This window comes from Acidovorax sp. KPB24-07 (genome assembly GCF_057543315.1).
This window is the reverse complement of record NZ_BAAJYS010000365.1, coordinates 1-3,263: the sequence shown is the minus strand read 5'-3', so window position 1 is coordinate 3,263 and position 3,263 is coordinate 1. Positions and strand designations below refer to the sequence as shown.

At 70.9% G+C, this 3,263-nt stretch carries 3 protein-coding genes and 1 pseudogene; all 4 read left to right on the top strand.

Annotated elements, in window-relative coordinates; all coding sequences use genetic code 11:
- Positions 1–197: 197 nt before the first annotated feature.
- The gene (locus AC27IQ_RS21030; RefSeq protein ID WP_272564743.1) at positions 198–530 is read left to right on the top strand and encodes an urease subunit beta; all 333 of its coding nucleotides are present in this window, start codon (positions 198–200) and stop codon (positions 528–530) included.
- Between the two features lie 50 nt (positions 531–580).
- A complete protein-coding gene (ureC, locus tag AC27IQ_RS21025; protein WP_284402365.1) occupies positions 581–2,323 on the top strand; it encodes an urease subunit alpha in 1,743 nt (580 codons plus the stop codon).
- An 8-nt stretch (positions 2,324–2,331) separates the two neighbouring features.
- Positions 2,332–2,997, top strand: a complete 666-nt coding sequence (ureE, locus tag AC27IQ_RS21020) for an urease accessory protein UreE (protein WP_487090651.1) — start codon at positions 2,332–2,334, stop codon at positions 2,995–2,997.
- An 11-nt stretch (positions 2,998–3,008) separates the two neighbouring features.
- Positions 3,009–3,263 (top strand): annotated as a pseudogene (locus tag AC27IQ_RS21015) (urease accessory protein UreF); the annotation flags it as partial.

The window sequence follows — 3,263 nt, the reverse complement described above, 5'->3', positions numbered from 1 at the left end:
TGGCCGGCATGGTGATCGCCACCGCCACGCTGCACGCCGCCGGCATCGCTCTGGGCCATGCCGTGGTGGCGCGCCACCGCTGGCTGGCCGTGGTGGCGGGCGCCTCGACCGCGCTGCTGGGCGCCACGCTGCTCGTGCGCATGGCCTGAGCGGCCCAACGCATCGACCACTGCACCATCCCACCGCGAGCCCACCCCATGATCCCCGGCGAACTCCTCATCGACGACGGCGAGCACGCGCTCAACACCGGCCGCCGCACCCTCACCCTGGTGGTGCGCAACACCGCCGACCGGCCGATCCAGGTCGGCTCGCACTACCACTTCGCCGAGACCAACGGCGCGCTCGGCTTCGACCGCGACGCCGCGCGCGGCATGCGGCTGAACATCGCCAGCGGCACGGCCGTGCGCTTCGAGCCCGGCCAGCAGCGCACCGTGGAGCTGGTGGACTACGCGGGCGACCGCACGGTGTACGGCTTTCGGGGCCTCACGCAGGGGCCGCTGGGCGAGCCGCCGGCCCCGGCCGCCGCCTGAACACCGACCCCATCCCTTTTCGAACCGCCCGAGAGCTGGAGAGCATTCCCATGGCCACTGTGTCCAAACGCGCCTATGCCGAGATGTTCGGCCCCACCGTCGGAGACCGCGTGCGCCTGGCCGACACCGGGCTCATCGCCGAGGTGGAGCAGGACTACACGCTGCGCGCCGGCGCCTATGGCGAAGAGGTCAAGTTCGGCGGCGGCAAGACCATCCGCGACGGCATGGCGCAGGGCCAGCGCACGCGCGACGGCCAGGGCACCGGCCCCACGGCCGGGGGCGCCATGGACACGGTGCTGACCAACGCGCTCATCCTGGACCACTGGGGCATCGTCAAGGCCGACATCGGCCTGAAGGGCGGGCGCATCGCCGCCATCGGCAAGGCCGGCAACCCCGACACGCAGCCCGGCGTGGACATCGTCATCGGCCCCGGCACCGAGATCATCAGCTGCGAGGGCAACATCGTCACCGCGGGCGGCATCGACAGCCACATCCACTTCATCTGCCCGCAGCAGATCGAAGAGGCCCTGGCCTCGGGCGTGACCACCATGCTGGGCGGCGGCACCGGCCCGGCCACCGGCACGCTGGCCACCACCTGCACCTCGGGCCCCTGGAACATCGAGCGCATGCTGCAGGCGGCCGACGCCTTTCCCATGAACCTCGGCTTTCTGGGCAAGGGCAACGCCAGCCTGCCCGACGCGCTGCACGAGCAGATCGACGCGGGCGTGATCGGCCTCAAGCTGCACGAGGACTGGGGCACCACGCCCGCGGCCATCAGCAACTGCCTGGACGTGGCCGACGCCACCGACACGCAGGTCGCCATCCACTCCGACACGCTCAACGAGAGCGGCTTCGTCGAGAACACCATCGCCGCCGTGGCGGGCCGCGGCATCTGCGCCTTCCACACCGAAGGCGCGGGCGGCGGGCATGCGCCCGACATCCTGCGCGTGGTGGGCGAGGCCAACTTTCTGCCGTCTTCCACCAACCCCACCATGCCCTACACGGTGAACACGCTGGACGAGCATGTGGACATGCTCATGGTGTGCCACCACCTGGACGCCTCCATCGCCGAAGACCTGGCCTTCGCGGAGAGCCGCATCCGCAAGGAAACCATCGCGGCCGAAGACGTGCTGCACGACCTGGGCGCCATCAGCATGATGAGCAGCGACAGCCAGGCCATGGGCCGCGTGGGCGAGGTCATCCTGCGCACCTGGCAGACGGCCCACAAGATGAAGGCCCAGCGCGGCACGCTGGACGGCGACACCGCGCGCAACGACAACACGCGCATCAAGCGCTACGTGGCCAAGTACACCATCAACCCCGCCATCGCCCACGGCATCAGCCACGAGGTGGGCAGCCTGGAGGTGGGCAAGTGGGCCGACATCGTGATCTGGAAGCCCGCCTTCTTCGGCGTCAAGCCCGCCATGATCCTGAAGGGCGGCTTTATCGCCATGGCCGCCATGGGCGACCCCAACGCCTCCATCCCCACGCCGCAGCCCGTGCACTACCGGCCCATGTTCGGCGCCTTCGGCGGTGCGCTGGCCCGCACCTCGCTCACCTTCGTGTCGCAGGCCGGGCTGGCCGCGGGCATCGGCGAGCGCTTCGGCCTGGCCAAGCAGCTCAGCGCCGTGCGCGGCGTGCGCGGCGTGCGCAAGCAGCACATGGTGCACAACCACTACACGCCGCGCATGGAGATCGACGCGCAGACCTACACCGTGCGCGCCGACGGCCAGCTGCTCACCTGCGAGCCCGCGACCGTGCTGCCCATGGCGCAGCGCTACTTTCTGTTCTGATCGCACGCATGCTTCAAGTCTCCAAACTCATCGCCCAGGGCAAGGGCCTCGCGCCCGTGCTCGTCAAGCGCGCCGCCACCCTCGAACTCGACTGGGACACGCGCCAGAAAAGCCGCTTCGCCGCCACCGACTCCACCGGGCGGGAGCTGGGCATCTTCCTGCCCCGGGGCACCGCCGTGCGCGGCGGCGACGTGCTGGTGGCCGAGGACGGCGCCCTGGTCCGCGTGATCGCCGCGCCCCAGGCGGTGCTGCGCATCACCCATTGCGCCCACCACGGCACCCCCTTCGATCTGACCCGCGCCGCCTACCACCTGGGCAACCGGCACGTGCCCATCGAACTCACGCCCACCCACCTGCAGATCGAGCCCGACCACGTGCTGGCCGACATGCTGCGCGCCATGCACCTGATCGTGAACGCGATCGATGCCCCCTTCGAGCCCGAGGGCGGCGCCTATGCGGCGGGCGGGCACCATGGGCACGGGCACCACGGCCACGACCACGACCACGGCCACGACCATGCAGCCCCTTCGCACGACGACGCCGGCCCCGCGCACGGCGATGGGCATGACCATGGGCACCGCCATGCAAGCCATGGCCACGATCACGGCGATGCGCACGCCCATGGCCACGACCATGACCATGCGAAGTGCGATCACCCGCACCACAACCCTTGATTGACGCCGGGATGACGGCCCCCGACTGCAACGCACCTCCCCCCAAAGCCCCCACGGCCCTGCCCGCCGCCAGCCTGCTGCAGCTCATCTGGCTGGCCTCGCCGGCGTTGCCGGTGGGCGGATTCTCGTACTCCGAAGGGCTGGAAGTGGCGGTGGAGCGCGCCGGCGTCACCACCGAAGCCGCCGCCGCCGAATGGCTGGCCGCGCAACTGCAGCTCACCCAGGCGCGCGGCGACATGGCCGTGCTGCAGCAGGCCCTGGCCGCC